The sequence below is a fragment of the Sulfitobacter mediterraneus genome, assembly GCF_016801775.1.
GTDB classification, from domain to species: domain Bacteria; phylum Pseudomonadota; class Alphaproteobacteria; order Rhodobacterales; family Rhodobacteraceae; genus Sulfitobacter; species Sulfitobacter mediterraneus_A.
In genome coordinates, this window is record NZ_CP069004.1 from 1,120,556 (window position 1) to 1,133,462 (window position 12,907).

At 59.9% G+C, this 12,907-nt stretch carries 15 protein-coding genes and 1 tRNA gene; 12 read left to right on the forward strand and 4 right to left on the reverse strand.

All coding sequences use genetic code 11. The features are described 5' to 3' along the window. Window positions 1–120 precede the first annotated feature (120 nt). Together JNX03_RS05475 and JNX03_RS05480 are read left to right on the forward strand one after the other, a co-directional pair. On the forward strand, window positions 121–639 hold the full coding sequence (locus JNX03_RS05475) for a hypothetical protein (RefSeq protein WP_231024149.1): 519 nt from the start codon (window positions 121–123) through the stop codon (window positions 637–639). After that, window positions 636–1,052 carry a cupin domain-containing protein gene (locus tag JNX03_RS05480; RefSeq protein WP_203211407.1) on the forward strand — a complete coding sequence of 139 codons (417 nt, stop codon included), beginning with the start codon at window positions 636–638 and terminating at the stop codon, window positions 1,050–1,052. The genes JNX03_RS05475 and JNX03_RS05480 overlap by 4 nt, the downstream gene beginning before the upstream one ends. Before the next feature lie 153 nt (window positions 1,053–1,205). Here the strand turns inward: JNX03_RS05480 and JNX03_RS05485 are convergent, their stop codons facing one another. Continuing rightward, window positions 1,206–2,309, reverse strand: coding sequence for an anhydro-N-acetylmuramic acid kinase (locus JNX03_RS05485; protein ID WP_203211408.1), 1,104 nt, complete (start codon window positions 2,307–2,309; stop codon window positions 1,206–1,208). 66 nt (window positions 2,310–2,375) lie between these two features. Here JNX03_RS05485 and tyrS point away from each other — a divergent pair, with 66 nt between their 5' ends. From tyrS to JNX03_RS05500, 3 genes are read left to right on the forward strand one after another with little or no spacing between them, the layout of a single operon-like run. Beyond that, entirely contained in the window at window positions 2,376–3,626 is a 1,251-nt protein-coding gene (gene tyrS, locus JNX03_RS05490; protein WP_203211409.1) for a tyrosine--tRNA ligase, read from the forward strand. Between the two features lie 25 nt (window positions 3,627–3,651). Further along, window positions 3,652–4,017 (forward strand): hypothetical protein, encoded by a 366-nt coding sequence (locus JNX03_RS05495; RefSeq protein ID WP_203240785.1) that lies wholly within the window; start codon window positions 3,652–3,654, stop codon window positions 4,015–4,017. A gap of 50 nt (window positions 4,018–4,067) precedes the next feature. Then, window positions 4,068–4,886, forward strand: coding sequence for a GNAT family N-acetyltransferase (locus tag JNX03_RS05500; protein ID WP_203211411.1), 819 nt, complete (start codon window positions 4,068–4,070; stop codon window positions 4,884–4,886). Here the strand turns inward: JNX03_RS05500 and JNX03_RS05505 are convergent, their stop codons facing one another. From JNX03_RS05505 to JNX03_RS05515, 3 genes are all read right to left on the reverse strand, one after another. Beyond that, on the reverse strand, window positions 4,887–6,698 hold the full coding sequence (locus JNX03_RS05505) for an ABC-F family ATP-binding cassette domain-containing protein (RefSeq protein WP_203211412.1): 1,812 nt from the start codon (window positions 6,696–6,698) through the stop codon (window positions 4,887–4,889). It abuts the gene before it with no gap. Between the two features lie 59 nt (window positions 6,699–6,757). Then, window positions 6,758–7,483, reverse strand: a complete 726-nt coding sequence (locus JNX03_RS05510; protein WP_203211413.1) for a GNAT family N-acetyltransferase — start codon at window positions 7,481–7,483, stop codon at window positions 6,758–6,760. Window positions 7,484–7,557: 74 nt separating this feature from the next. Beyond that, complete coding sequence (locus tag JNX03_RS05515) at window positions 7,558–8,022, reverse strand: outer membrane protein assembly factor BamE (RefSeq protein ID WP_203211414.1); 465 nt, start codon at window positions 8,020–8,022, stop codon at window positions 7,558–7,560. Between the two features lie 91 nt (window positions 8,023–8,113). On the opposite strand from JNX03_RS05515, the gene JNX03_RS05520 reads away from it, so the two are divergent. The 7 genes from JNX03_RS05520 to JNX03_RS05550 all read left to right on the forward strand — a co-directional run bounded on the left by JNX03_RS05520 (window position 8,114) and on the right by JNX03_RS05550 (window position 12,902). Beyond that, window positions 8,114–8,665, forward strand: coding sequence for a YceD family protein (locus JNX03_RS05520; protein ID WP_203211415.1), 552 nt, complete (start codon window positions 8,114–8,116; stop codon window positions 8,663–8,665). Window positions 8,666–8,861: 196 nt separating this feature from the next. Beyond that, the gene (gene rpmF, locus JNX03_RS05525) at window positions 8,862–9,068 is read left to right on the forward strand and encodes a 50S ribosomal protein L32 (protein ID WP_025049072.1); all 207 of its coding nucleotides are present in this window, start codon (window positions 8,862–8,864) and stop codon (window positions 9,066–9,068) included. Between the two features lie 45 nt (window positions 9,069–9,113). Further along, window positions 9,114–10,181, forward strand: a complete 1,068-nt coding sequence (gene plsX / locus JNX03_RS05530) for a phosphate acyltransferase PlsX (protein ID WP_203211416.1) — start codon at window positions 9,114–9,116, stop codon at window positions 10,179–10,181. A gap of 5 nt (window positions 10,182–10,186) precedes the next feature. Next, the gene (locus JNX03_RS05535; protein ID WP_203211417.1) at window positions 10,187–11,158 is read left to right on the forward strand and encodes a beta-ketoacyl-ACP synthase III; all 972 of its coding nucleotides are present in this window, start codon (window positions 10,187–10,189) and stop codon (window positions 11,156–11,158) included. 109 nt (window positions 11,159–11,267) lie between these two features. Then, window positions 11,268–11,570 carry an integration host factor subunit alpha gene (gene ihfA / locus JNX03_RS05540; protein WP_025049070.1) on the forward strand — a complete coding sequence of 101 codons (303 nt, stop codon included), beginning with the start codon at window positions 11,268–11,270 and terminating at the stop codon, window positions 11,568–11,570. A 4-nt stretch (window positions 11,571–11,574) separates the two neighbouring features. Then, on the forward strand, window positions 11,575–12,759 hold the full coding sequence (locus JNX03_RS20605; protein WP_231024150.1) for a MerR family transcriptional regulator: 1,185 nt from the start codon (window positions 11,575–11,577) through the stop codon (window positions 12,757–12,759). Between the two features lie 66 nt (window positions 12,760–12,825). Beyond that, window positions 12,826–12,902: transfer RNA gene (locus tag JNX03_RS05550), tRNA-Pro, on the forward strand. Window positions 12,903–12,907 lie beyond the last annotated feature (5 nt).

Sequence of the window (12,907 nt, forward strand, 5' to 3'; positions counted from 1 at the left end):
AAACGAACGGATTGACCGGGTTACACGCCCGGTCAATCTTCGATCTGGAATGTCGCTTTTGCCACCTTGCGCAATTGCTGATCGCTGCCACTCTGTGTCTGGATTACACAGGACAAGATCATGGCATTTCTTACCCCTCTCACTTTAGCAATGGTCAAACAGGCCGAGAAACGTGTCGGCGTGACATTTGATTACGTGCGCAAGATCGCACAGACAGACTTTGGCCTGTTGTTGAGATACAACAAGGTTTTTGGTTTCCTGGATCCGCGCAAACATCTCCCTGCAAAAGCCTATCACGCCGCCCGCTTGCGCGGCGCCCTGGCCGCCGATTGTGGCACCTGCGTCGAGGCCGAGATCAATCTGGCGCTGCAAGCCGGGCTCAGCAAAACCTTGGTCAAGGCGATCCTGAACAGCACGGCAGACGGCCCGCTGGGCGCGGTGATCGCCCTGACAGATGCAGTTGTCGGAGGCAAACAGGACGCGCCCGATGCCCGTGCAGACGTCCTGAAGGCTTACGGCGAAGCGGGGCTGATCGAATTATCCTTCGCAATGAACGGCGCCGCCCTGCTTCCCGGTGTCAAACGGGCCATGGGCTATGCCACCACCTGCAACCTGTCGATGATGAAGGCACTGTCATGACCGCCGAACAGATTATCGCTCACCTTGGTCTTTCCCCGCACCCCGAAGGTGGACATTACCGACAAACATGGACAGCGACAAATGAGGGCCGCGCCACCGGAACCTGCATCTATTTTCTTTTGAAATCAGGCGAATGCAGCCATTGGCACAGGGTGGATGCAACCGAGATCTGGCTCTATCACGCAGGTGCACCGCTGGTGTTGTCGATGGCAGCAACCGACACAGGGCCAGCGCAAGACCATCTGCTGACACCGGACCTGTCCAAAGGTGCGCCACAAATCATCGTGCCGGAGAACCATTGGCAGGCGGCCCGTTCCACTGGCGATTACACCTTGGTCAGCTGTACCGTTTCGCCGGGGTTCGAGTTTGCGGGCTTCACCCTCGCCGCGCCGGATTTTGATATCCCGCGGTAAATGGGGGGCCAGCCCCCATCGCCGCTGCGCGGCGCTTCCCCCGGAGGTTTTTTGGCCAAATGAAGACCAGAGCGCCTTTTTCTTCATTTGGCCCTTAAACCTCTGGGGTCCGGGGCAAAGCCCCGGGTATTTGCCAAACAGAACAGCCCTTTGTTAAGGCCAGCTGACCGTTCCGCCGCCCACAGCCGCGCGCACACCGGTGGTGCCGGGACAGGACGTGGGCAAGCCGCGTGCCACGCGCACCGCGAGATAAGCAAAGGCCTGCGCCTCCAGCATATCACCGTCAAGTCCGATCTCTTCGACCGGCATGACAGGGCAATCAAGACTCACCGCCAGCATCTGCATCAGCACCGGATTGTTGCGCCCGCCGCCCGTCACCAGAACCCGTGTGGGCGGCTTGGGGCAATGTTGCATCGCCTCGGCCACGCCAGCGGCGCACATGGCGGTCAATGTGGCAGCGGCATCGGCATCGGACAGCTCGTTCACCAGCGCCACCATCTCGGCAAAATCGTTTCGGTCCAGTGACTTGGGCGGCATCTTTGCAAAGTATGGCTCCGCCAGAAACAGCTCAAGCGCGCCCTGTTCAACCTGACCTTTGGCGGCGATCCTGCCGCCTTCGTCAAAGGCCAGATCCAGACGCGATTGCATCAGGTCGTTGACCGGCGCATTGGCGGGACCGGTGTCGAATGCCAATAGCGCCCCTTCCGCCTGAGGTTTTTCAAATGCGGGATCAACCCATGTCAGATTGCCAACACCGCCCAGATTGAGAAAGGCAACGGGCGCGTCCATCTTGGCCCAGCGGGCGCAAGCATGGTGGAAAAACGGCGCCAGCGGCGCCCCTTCGCCGCCCAGTTCCACGTCGGCGCTGCGGAAATCCCAGACCACCGGCAGACCCAATACATCAGCCAAAGCGGCGCCATTCCCGACTTGCAATGTGCCTTGCAGGCGCGGGGCATGGGCCAAAGTTTGACCATGAAATCCAATCAATTCAACGCCTTCGAAACCTGCAAGCAGTTCTAGATGGGCGGCTTCGACCACCTTTGCTGCCGCCTCGACCTCGTCCCCCGACCATTTGCCAAATCCTGCGGCAATGGTGGCGCGTTCGCCGGGGCCATAGGGGCGATAGCCGCTTGGCCCGAACCCCAAAATCTGATGCCCGTCGGTGGTCAGCACCGCCGCGTCCACCCCGTCCAGTGAGGTGCCGGACATCGCCCCCAATGCCACAACCGGGCCTGTTTTTCCGATGGCCTTATTCATGGCCTTTTCCTTTGACTGCTCTGCGCCTATAGATTGCCCCGCAATTCAAGCCCGAGGCAAGTGATCATGACCTACCATCCCAAATCGGAATTCATCCACACGATGAAAGAGCGCGGCTTTCTCGCCGATTGCACCGATTATCAGGGCCTTGACGAGGCGCTGCTTAAGGGCGGACAGCCGGGCTATATCGGTTTTGATGCCACTGCCAAATCGCTGCATGTGGGCTCGCTGATCCAGATCATGATGCTGCGCTGGTTGCAAAAATCGGGCGGCAAGCCAATCACCTTGATGGGCGGCGGCACAACCAAGGTGGGCGATCCGTCGTTCCGCGCCGATGAACGCCCTCTGCTTGGCCCCGAACAGATTGACGACAACATCGCTGGCATCAAGAAGGTGTTTTCGGCCTATCTGACCTATGGCGATGGCCCGTCGGATGCGATGATGATCAACAATGCCGAATGGCTGGACGGGTTGAACTACCTCGATTTTCTGCGTGACATCGGCCGGCATTTCTCGATCAACCGGATGCTGAGCTTTGAAAGCGTCAAGTCGCGGTTGGACCGAGAGCAAAGCCTGTCGTTCCTCGAATTTAACTACATGATCTTGCAAGCCTATGATTTCATGGAATTGCATCGCCGCTATGGCTGTATCCTGCAAATGGGTGGGTCGGACCAATGGGGCAATATCGTCAACGGGATCGACCTGACCCGACGGGTGATTGACGGTGAGGTCTATGGCCTGACGTCGCCCTTGCTGACCACCTCGGATGGCAAAAAGATGGGCAAAAGCCAGGCCGGCGCGATCTGGCTGAATGGCGATATGTTGTCGCCGTATGAGTTCTGGCAGTTCTGGCGCAACACGACCGATGCCGATGTGGGCCGGTTCCTCAAGCTTTATACCGAACTGCCGGTGGATGAATGTGACCGTCTGGGTGCCCTCGCCGGGTCCGAGATCAACGAAGCCAAGGTGCGGCTGGCCAATGAGGTCACGGCGCTGTTGCATGGTGCGGAGGCCGCACAGGCGGCAGAGGCGACGGCACGTGAGGTGTTTGAAAAGGGCGGTGTGGGCGACGATCTGCCGACATTGACCCTGTCGCCGGCGGAGCTGGGCGATGGCATTTCTATCGTGCAACTGATCGTGAAATCCGGCCTGGCGGGTTCTGGCAAAGAGGCCAAGCGCTTGATCGCAGAGAACGGTGCCAAACTGGATGACGCCCCGCTGACCAATGCTGGCCTGATGATTGACGCGGCTGCCCTGTCGAGCCCCATAAAACTCTCCGCCGGGAAAAAACGCCATGCGCTTGTAAAATTGGGTTAACCTTGGCCTGGTCGCGGGCCTGTGCATGTCCGCGACACCGGGATTGGCCAATTGTCTGCCAAAGTCCCTTGCAAAGCTTGTGAGACCGCAAACTGCTCAGGCGGTCTGTCGCGGGGAGGCACTGATCCCGTTCGACATAAAAACCCGCTATATCGGAGAGGGCGGCTACCACGCCTTTGCCACGAAATCGCGCAAAGCCGGGCGGAGTAAGACCTTTTATGAAGTCGGCATCGTAACCCACGCGGGCACGCCGATCCCGTCAGTTGCACAGGCCCAGAAGATGATGGGGCATTTCGAGCGGCGCAGAAAATGTCCTGCCAGCGATCTTCGGTATTCATCGAGCAGTGCAACCCTTTTTCGGATTACCTGTTCGCAGGGTGACAAACGCTGACCACAAGCGTGCTAACCGCAAATTAACCATGGGCGGGCTTAATCCGGCGCATGTTCGATGCGGCCCGCCCTTCAACACACGCCTTGCTGCAAGACCCCGCCTTTGTGGCGGCGCTGCGGTTGTGTGGGCAAAATCCGATTGTGTTGCCGGATAGAACAGTTCTGCTCAAACGCCGGTTCTTTGGCATGCCCGTCCTGATGCTGCCCCGCGCCTTGCCACCCGACGATCTGATCGAACAGTTGAAGGCCGCCGGGGTGCAGCGCTTGCCGCTGGTTTTGTCACCGGAGCGGCCATGGCACCGCCCGCGGGCGCTACGACTGCACCGGCCCCAAACGATCGCGAAGGTTGATCTGCGGCCTTCTGCGGAGGTTTTGCGGGACAGGTTGCACTGCAAGTGGCGCAATCAGTTGAAACGCGCCGAAGCTGGGCCGTTGAAATTGCGGCATAGCCATCTGCCCGCCGACCCGGATCATCCCGTCTTGCGACGAGAGGCGGCGCAGGCACGAGCGCGCGGATATGCACATTGGCCCGCCCCCCTGACCGCCGCTTTTGCCAAGGCTGCGCCAGAGCAGACCCATCTGTTCACCGCCAATCTCAAGGGGCAACCCGTCGCGCATATGCTGTTTTTGTCCCACGGCGGGCGGGCCAGCTATCACATCGGTCACACCACCGCGCGGGGCAAGGCGCATTGCGCCCATAACCTGCTGATGTGGCGGGCCTTTTGCGATCTGGCGCAGCGCGGCATTGAAGAGATTGATCTGGGGCTGCTGGACCCGCGTACGCCGGGCTTGAACCGGTTCAAACTGCGCAGCGGCGCAGAAATGGTGCGGACCGGCGGCACATGGTTGCGCTGGCGGCCCTGGGCCTGATCAACCGGCCGCCTTTTCCTCAAGTTCCAGCCATTCTTCCTCGGAAGCGGCCAGTTTCTCCTGACGCTGCACCAAGGCCTCGGTTGCTTTTCTGAATTTGACCGGCTCACGGGTGAACAGATCAGGATCTGCCAGCAATTCCTCAAGCTTGCCGATCTCGGCCTCCAACCGTTCCAGTTCCGCGGGCAATGCCTCAAGCCGGTGTTTTTCGGTGAAGCTCAGCCCCTTTTTGCTGGCTTTGTCTTGCTTGGGCCGTGCCACGGCGGCTTTCTTGGTCTCGGACACGCTTTGGGCAAAATCGTCCTGCCCGCGCTGCGCCAGATAATCGCTCCAGCCCCCGGCATAGACCGTGGCCTTGCCGCCGCCCTCCATCGCAATGGTGGTGGCGGCAACACGGTCCAGAAAATCGCGGTCGTGGCTGACAAGGATCACGGTGCCGTCGTAATTGCCCAGCAGTTCTTGCAACAGATCCAGCGTTTCGACGTCCAGATCGTTTGTCGGTTCGTCCAAAATCAACAGGTTGCTGGACCGCGCCATGATCTTGGCCAGCAAGAGCCGCGCCTTTTCGCCACCCGAGAGGGAGCGCACGGGTGCCCGTGCCTGCGCCTCATCAAACAGAAATTCCTTAAGATATCCAACCACATGCTTGGGGTTGCCGCGCACCAAGACCTGATCGGCCTTGCCCGACACACGCATGTCTGGATCACCCGTGAGGCTTTCCCACAGCGTCATATCGCCATCAAGCTGCGCCCGCGCCTGATCAAACAGCGCCAGTTCCAGATTGGTGCCCAGTTTCACCGTGCCGCTGTCCGGTTCTTCGCGGCCGATCAGCATATTGAGCAAGGTGGTTTTGCCCACGCCGTTGGGACCAACCAGCGCGATCCGGTCGCCGCGTTGCACCGTCAGCGAGAAATCCTTGACGATGGTCTTGTCGCCGAACCCTTTGCTTAGCCCCGCCACCTCGATCACTTTGCGACCGGATTTGGGACCGGCGTCCAGTTCCATCGCAGCGGTGCCCTGACGATTGATCTGCGCCGCCCGCTGCGCCCTCAGATCCTGCAACGCCCGCACCCTACCCTGATTGCGCTTGCGCCGCGCCGAGATACCCTCAACCGCCCAACGCGCCTCCGCCTTGATCTTGCGGTTCAGCTTATGACGCTGCATGTCCTCTTCTTCCCACAGGGTGTCGCGCCACGCCTCAAAAGCGGCAAAGCCTTTCTCCTGCCGGCGTACCATGCCGCGATCGATCCAAAGGGTCGCGCGGGTCAGCTCTCGCAGGAAGGCGCGGTCGTGGCTGATGATTACAAAGGCGGTGCGGGTGTTCTTCAGCTCCTGTTCGAGCCAGGCAATCGCTTCGATATCAAGGTGGTTGGTTGGCTCGTCCAGCAGCATCAATTCGGGCTCTTCGGCCATCAGGCGTGCCAAGGCGGCCCGCCGCCGTTCGCCGCCGCTGGCCGTGGCCACAGGGCGTGCGGGATCAAACTTGAGCCCCTCGCCCGCGCGTTCCACTTTGTACATTTCACCCGGATCAAGGCTGTGGGCGGCAAATTCGCCCAAGGTCTCAAACCCGCTCAGATCCGGATCCTGTTCCATATAGCCGACACTGACGCCCGGCCCGGCAATCACATCGCCGCGGTCGGCCTCGACCAACCCGGCCATAACCTTCATCAAGGTGGATTTGCCCGACCCGTTGCGCCCGACAAGCGCCACGCGGTCCCCCGGCTGTATCACCAGCGAAAGTCCGTCAAACACAGGATCGCCGCCAAAGGTCAGCGATATTTCATTCAGTTGTAAAAGAGGTGCGCGTGCCATGGCAGCCAGCTATCGGTCAGCAGCGCCAAGGTCAATTGCCCCTGCCCGATTATTCCGGGCTAGACAAGCGCCCGCAAAAGCCGTTTGCGCGCCGCTGGAATCGCCCCGATCTCCAGCCCGGTAAAAACATGCAGCGTGTTCATCTGGTGATCGACCACCGCATGATCGCTGACCCAGCCGCCCATCATCAAATAGCTGCGCAGCAAGGGGGGCATTCGCAGCATGGCCTGCTTCATATCCGGCTTGCGGCGCAGCTTGGCCGCAAAACGGAATACATTCGGTGCTTTGATTTGAGGCAGCCAGCGTTTCGGCGCCAAATGCCGCGCCCTGAGCACGGCAAAAGCGTCCAGATATTGCGCCGTTTCGACCCCGGCAAAAGAAGAACAGCCAAACAGCATACCCACGCCCTGGCTGTCCACATAATCAGTCATCGCCGCCCAGGCGAGGCGCAGGATGTCCGGGTCCGTGCGATCCGGCGTAACGCAAAACCGCCCCACCTCCATCATCAACCCGTCATATGAGGAAAGCGCACTGAGCTCATAGAACTGCGCGGCATAGGACGATGGCAGATCGCACCCTTGCAGCGGCAAAAGCCGGAAACAGCAGACCAAACTGCCATCTGCGGTGTCTTCGAGCAGGATATGAACGCTTTTGGCATCAAACGCATCGCGGTCCGCAGGTATATCCAGACCAAAACACCGCGCCCGCAGCGCTTGCGCCGCGGCGATATCCGACGGGTCATCCGTTTGACGCGCTGTATATCTGCCTTTTTCAAGCACGATCATGCCAGCCTCTTTCGATCAGCGTTGCACGGCCCGATGATAGACCACAAAACGTAACCGGAACATGACCGAAAGAATCAGCCGTTGAACCCGGCAGGCGTGATCCGGCCAATGCTGCCCAAGAGCTGACGCAGGAAGGTTTTGTTGCTGACGGGCGAGGAGGTCACGCGCCGCTCAAGCGGGACAACTCGCCCGTCTTCGAGGCCGAACCGTTCGATGTTCTGCACAATGCCTGCGTCTGAGAAGCTGATGGCGAGGACTTCACGCTCAATCTCGCGGTTGGCAAGCGGGCCAAGGGCGCGTTTGCGCGAACGCACGTAGTAATAGCCCGAGTTGGTCAGAACCCCCGCAGAGGCTGGCGTGCCGATCTTTTCCGCGACAGATGCGCGGGTATCGACACCAACCGTGATCTGGTCCAGATCTTCTTTTGGTGGGATATATCCATGGTTCTGATATTTGGCGGCACAGGCCCCGAGGGCAAGGATCAAGCCAAAGGATGCAGCCCGAATTGCCATAATGCTGGCGCGGCTCTTGTTACGCATGTGGTCTGCCCTCTTGCCCTTGGATGTTCTGGCTTTTATTCCGCATACACCAAGGAGCCCCTTGGTTTCAAGAAACGAAAGAAGGCTTGCCATGTCTCGCACCCCTCCCAGTGACACCGCGTTTCGCGTTTCAGAGCTGTCGCAAAGCGCTGACAACAGTTTTGCCCTGCGCCCAGATGCACCGCAGCGCGATCTGATTGCACAGGAACTGGACCTCAGCGCCCTGCGCAAGCTGGCCTTTGAGGGCGTCATAGCCCCCCAAGGCAAATCCGACTGGACCCTCAAGGCCCGCCTTGGCGCCACCGTGGTACAGCCCTGCGTTGTCACGCTGGAGCCTGTGACCACTCGCGTTGACGTGGATGTGACCCGGCATTTTGTCAGCGATTATGAAGACATCGAAGAAGCCGAGGCAGAAATGCCCGAAGACGACAGCACCGAAGCCCTTGGCCAATGGATTGATCCGGCCATGGTGATGATGGAGGCATTGGCCCTTGCTGTGCCGGATTATCCGCGCAAAAGCGATGCAGAATTGGGCCAGATGGTATATACAAAACCCGGACATGCCCCGATGACGGACGAGGACGCCCGGCCCTTTGCCGGCCTGGCCGCACTGAAGGGACAGTTGGAAAAGGATGAGGACTAGCGCAAGATCGCGCAGGCCGAATTACGGGCTTGCATCGTCACAATTTCGCAGTATTTTGCCGCCCTCACCCCAATTAAGGTTGGACATTGCGGGGCCTTGGGCCTAAAGCGGCGTCACGCCCGATCAGGGGATAGATGAAACACGGGTCCGGCCAGCGCATTTTGGCTCCGACCCCCGAATGACAAAGGCACCAGACATGGCTGTCCAGCAGAATAAAGTTTCCAAGTCGCGCCGCAACAACCGCCGCGCACACGATTCGCTCTCCGCAGAGAATCCAAACGAATGCTCCAACTGTGGTGAGCTGAAACGCCCACACCACGTTTGCGCATCTTGCGGTCACTACAACGACAACGAAGTTGTCGCGCTGACCGACGAGATCGATCTGGAAGACGACGCAGCATAAGCGCGCTCATCCTCTGTTCGCAGATCATATAAGGCATTCGCAGTCATGACGGCCCAGACCGATCAGAACAAAGCGAAAGCCAGACACACCCTCATTTCCGTGGATGCCATGGGGGGTGATCAAGGCCCGGCAGCTGTAGTTGCCGGGTGTTCTTTGTCTGCAAAGTTGAATTCCGACATCGGCTTTATTTTGCACGGCGACGCGGCCGAATTGACCGCTTTGGTGGCGAAACGACCCGAACTGTCCGGGCGTTGCGAAATTCGCGGCGCCAGCGGCGTTGTCACGATGGATGACAAGCCCAGCCAAGTGGTGCGCACCGGCAAGGACACCTCGATGTGGTCTGCCATTGAATCGGTCCGCTCCGGCGAGGCGGCTGTGGCCGTGTCTTGCGGCAACACCGGTGCCTTGATGGCCATCTCGATGATCCGCCTGCGCAAATTGCCCGGTGTAAACCGTCCCGCGATTGCGGTCCTCTACCCCTCCTCCAATCCGCATGGGTTCAATGTCATGCTGGATGTGGGCGCCGATGTGCGGGCAGACGCCGATGATCTGATGCGCTTTGCCCTGATGGGGATTTCCTACGCCCGCAACGGCATGGACCTGCCGCGCCCGCGCGTTGGCCTGCTGAACGTCGGCACCGAGGAACACAAGGGCCGCAGCGAGCTCAAGGAAGCCTATGATCTGATTCGACAGCGCGAAACCGAAGCAGGCTTTGAATTTGTCGGCTTTGTTGAAGGCGGTGATATTTCGGGCAATGTGGCGGATGTGATCGTCACCGACGGCTTTACCGGCAACGTCGCAATCAAAACCGGCGAAGGTACGGCAAACCTGGTCAGCCTGCGCCTGCGCGAGGCGTTCAACCATTCCATCCTGTCCAAATTGGCCGCCCTTCTGGCCTATCCATCCCTGATGCGCCTGCGCAAGAAGATCGATCCGCGCCGCGTCAATGGCGGGGTGTTTCTGGGTCTCAATGGCACAGTGGTCAAATCCCACGGCTCCGCCGATGCCACAGGCGTCTCGGCGGCCATCAAACTGGCGGCACAATTGTCAGAGAACCAGTTCAACGATAAGCTGGCAGCCCGTGTCGCTGCCACACTACCGACTGAGGAATAACCCTGATGAGCCTGCGCGCTGTTGTGATCGGCTGCGGCCACTACCTGCCTGAACGTGTTGTTGAAAACGTCGAGTTTGAAGCAACGCTGGACACCAACGACGAATGGATTCGCAGCCGTTCAGGGATCGAACGCCGCCATTTCGCGGCTGAGGGTGAAACCACCTCCAATATGGCAACAGCCGCTGCCACAGCGGCCCTGAAGGACGCAGGACTGGTCGCAGATGACGTCGATGCCATCATCGTGGCCACATCCACCCCTGACCTGACCTTCCCCAGCACCGCAACCATGGTACAGGCCGAATTGGGCATGACCCGCGGCTTTGCCTTTGACGTGCAGGCCGTTTGCGCCGGATTTGTCTATGCGCTCAGCAACGCCAACGCCCTGATCATCTCAGGCCAGGCCAAGCGCGTGCTGGTGATTGGCGCCGAAACCTTCAGCCGCATCATGGACTGGACCGACAGATCCACATGCGTCTTGTTTGGCGATGGCGCAGGCGCATTGCTGCTCGAAGCGCAGGACGGCGCAGGCACGCCCGCAGATCGCGGCATCCTGTCAACGGATTTGAACTCAGACGGTCGTTACCGCGACCTGCTTTATGTGGATGGCGGCGTGAGCACTGGCACCACAGGATATCTGCGGATGCAGGGCAATCAGGTGTTTCGCCATGCGGTCTCCAAACTGGCAGCCACCGCCACAACCGCAATGGAGCGTGCGGGCGTCAGTGCAAGCGAGATCAACTGGATCGTGCCCCACCAGGCCAATATCCGGATCATTCAAGGCACTGCAAAAAAACTGGACCTCCCGATGGAGCAGGTTGTTGTCACCGTTCAGGATCACGGCAACACCTCAGCCGCCTCCATTCCGCTGGCCCTGTCTGTGGGCCGTAACCGTGGCCAGATCAAGCAGGGCGATCTGATCGTGACAGAGGCGATCGGCGGCGGGCTGGCCTGGGGCGCCGTGGTTCTGCGCTGGTAAACGCCTGAGATCAGGACCAAAAAAATGCAACTCAATCATGCGTTGCAAGCCATTGATATTGACTCCGAATTTCCCAACGGCCTATGTTGATCAAAACATGGGGGATGGAATGTCGAATAAGACTTTAACGCGTATGGACCTGAGCGAGGCGGTTTTCCGCGAGGTCGGTCTGTCACGCAACGAAAGCGCACAGCTGGTTGAAACCGTTCTGGACCATATGTCCGATGCATTGGTGGCCGGTGAACAGGTTAAGATCTCGTCTTTTGGAACCTTCTCCGTGCGGGACAAAACCGCCCGTGTCGGCCGCAACCCAAAGACCGGTGAAGAGGTTCCGATCAACCCGCGCCGCGTGCTGACCTTCCGCCCATCGCACCTGATGAAAGACCGGGTCGCGGACGGGAACAAGTCCTGATCTGATGGCCAAATCGCCCGACGCATTCCGCACCATTTCCGAGGTCGCAGACTGGCTGGGCATTCAGGCCCATGTGCTGCGCTTTTGGGAAAGCAAATTCACGCAGGTCAAACCGATCAAACGCGCAGGTGGACGGCGGTATTACCGGCCTGCCGACATGATGCTTCTGGGCGGGATCAAACAACTTTTGCACGAAGACGGCCTGACGATCAAAGGCGTGCAAAAGATCCTGCGCGAAGAAGGCATGAGCCATGTCGCAGAAATGTCACCGCCCCTGGATGAGCTGACATTGCAGCAAATTGGCGAAGACACCAGCGTCTTGCAACAGGCCGAAGTGCCTGTGACCATTGCCGAAGAACCCAAAGGCGTGGTGCTGAGCTTTGAGACGAAATCTCCCGAAGATGACATCAAGATAAGCACCGAAGATACTGATAAAAAAGAAACATCCGGTCAAGTTCAAGCGATGGATGAAGAGGCGCAGTCGCCGGCCAATCCCGCCGCCACGCCAGCGGATGACCAGCCCGAAGCGCAATCACCGGCGCCGCCAGATGTAACTGACGCAACGCCGTCCGCCCAGGACAGCGCACCGCCACCCCCCGCCGTTCCGGACAGGTCGGACAGTCCGGCACCGCCACCCCCTGCCGCACCACAAGCGCCGCTTGCTGCCGATGACCAGTCCGCCAAAAACCCCGCATCAGAGGCAACGCCAGTGGCCGCGTCCGGCGACACTGAAAACGCTCCGCAGGAAGGTGCTGAAACAGACCGGCCCAGACCGACGCCAGAGCAAACCGCCGCTGCCGCCATCCCGGACTTCTTGCGCCGTCCATTGACGCCGGAAGCGCCCAAGGCCAGCGACAATCCGCCCGCCGCACCAGAGGTATCCCCGCCGGCCGAGGAACAGCCTCCGCAAGCACCCGTAGCCGTATCGCAAGCTGCCGAACCCGAGCCCACACCAGAGCCAGAGGCCGCGCCGCCCGCACCCAAACCCCGGATCATTGACGGACCTCCGATCACACCGGAGGACCAGATCGAAGCCAGCCCCGCCGTTTTGAGCGCTGCGTTTCGCGCCAAGCGCCTCACGCCAGATCAGGCCCGCCTTGCCGCACCGCTTTTGCAAAGGCTCACAGCCTTGCGCGATTCGATGGCCGCCAGCAGGCGCGGCGGTGCAAGCGCCGGACCAAAAGACTAAACCCATGCAATCGGTGGCAATTCCCTCTTGCACCAGCGGCAAGATCAGGTATGAACCGCCTCAAGTCGGGCTATGGCGCAGCCTGGTAGCGCGTCCGTCTGGGGGACGGAAGGTCGCAGGTTCGAGTCCTGCTAGCCCGACCAACACA

What these genes read in the sequence shown, in the direction of transcription:
- JNX03_RS05505 (WP_203211412.1), bottom strand. Translation starts at nt 6,698, where the DNA reads ATGGCACGCGCACCTCTTTTACAACTGAATGAAATATCGCTGACCTTT.
- JNX03_RS05515 (WP_203211414.1), bottom strand. Translation starts at nt 8,022, where the DNA reads ATGCGTAACAAGAGCCGCGCCAGCATTATGGCAATTCGGGCTGCATCC.
- JNX03_RS05535 (WP_203211417.1), top strand. Translation starts at nt 10,187, where the DNA reads ATGAGCCTGCGCGCTGTTGTGATCGGCTGCGGCCACTACCTGCCTGAA.
- JNX03_RS05480 (WP_203211407.1), top strand. Translation starts at nt 636, where the DNA reads ATGACCGCCGAACAGATTATCGCTCACCTTGGTCTTTCCCCGCACCCC.
- rpmF (WP_025049072.1), top strand. Translation starts at nt 8,862, where the DNA reads ATGGCTGTCCAGCAGAATAAAGTTTCCAAGTCGCGCCGCAACAACCGC.
- JNX03_RS05485 (WP_203211408.1), bottom strand. Translation starts at nt 2,309, where the DNA reads ATGAATAAGGCCATCGGAAAAACAGGCCCGGTTGTGGCATTGGGGGCG.
- JNX03_RS20605 (WP_231024150.1), top strand. Translation starts at nt 11,575, where the DNA reads ATGGCCAAATCGCCCGACGCATTCCGCACCATTTCCGAGGTCGCAGAC.
- JNX03_RS05475 (WP_231024149.1), top strand. Translation starts at nt 121, where the DNA reads ATGGCATTTCTTACCCCTCTCACTTTAGCAATGGTCAAACAGGCCGAG.
- tyrS (WP_203211409.1), top strand. Translation starts at nt 2,376, where the DNA reads ATGACCTACCATCCCAAATCGGAATTCATCCACACGATGAAAGAGCGC.
- plsX (WP_203211416.1), top strand. Translation starts at nt 9,114, where the DNA reads ATGACGGCCCAGACCGATCAGAACAAAGCGAAAGCCAGACACACCCTC.
- JNX03_RS05500 (WP_203211411.1), top strand. Translation starts at nt 4,068, where the DNA reads ATGTTCGATGCGGCCCGCCCTTCAACACACGCCTTGCTGCAAGACCCC.
- ihfA (WP_025049070.1), top strand. Translation starts at nt 11,268, where the DNA reads ATGTCGAATAAGACTTTAACGCGTATGGACCTGAGCGAGGCGGTTTTC.
- JNX03_RS05510 (WP_203211413.1), bottom strand. Translation starts at nt 7,483, where the DNA reads ATGATCGTGCTTGAAAAAGGCAGATATACAGCGCGTCAAACGGATGAC.
- JNX03_RS05520 (WP_203211415.1), top strand. Translation starts at nt 8,114, where the DNA reads ATGTCTCGCACCCCTCCCAGTGACACCGCGTTTCGCGTTTCAGAGCTG.
- JNX03_RS05495 (WP_203240785.1), top strand. Translation starts at nt 3,652, where the DNA reads ATGTCCGCGACACCGGGATTGGCCAATTGTCTGCCAAAGTCCCTTGCA.